This is a genomic window from Paenibacillus sp. SSG-1 (assembly GCF_002224835.1).
Classification (GTDB): Bacteria; Bacillota; Bacilli; order Paenibacillales; family Paenibacillaceae; genus Paenibacillus_AQ; species Paenibacillus_AQ favisporus.
Genome location: NZ_MBRK01000001.1, coordinates 6,895,766 through 6,896,047, shown reverse-complemented (window position 1 = coordinate 6,896,047; position 282 = coordinate 6,895,766). Strand labels below are relative to the sequence as shown.

The window sequence follows — 282 nt, the reverse complement described above, 5'->3', positions numbered from 1 at the left end:
CCGGCGCGAAGCGCGCCGCGGTGCCCCTTGCGCGGGCGGGCGGCAGCCACGCCCGCGTCGAGCGCCAGCTGGCCCTGCAGGTAGGCCAGCTGCGCCGCGCTGTGCCAGGCGCCGGCAAGCCCCGGCGCCCGGTCGCTCAGCAGCGAATCGACCTCCGCTGCGAGCAGCGACCTGCCACGCAGCCTGTCCACCAGCTGCGCCGCCTGCTCCGCAAGTTCCCTGAGCACAGCCGGATCCCTTACGTCTCCTGCCCACTGCCCTTCCACCGGCTGACGCGTTATC

At 74.5% G+C, this 282-nt stretch carries 1 protein-coding gene; it reads right to left on the bottom strand.

Annotation, left to right across the window (positions count from 1 at the left end):
- Positions 1–227, bottom strand: a 227-nt coding sequence (locus tag BCV73_RS36010; RefSeq protein ID WP_256993187.1) for a hypothetical protein, incomplete at its 3' end; no start/stop codon positions are given.
- Positions 228–282: the final 55 nt, after the last annotated feature.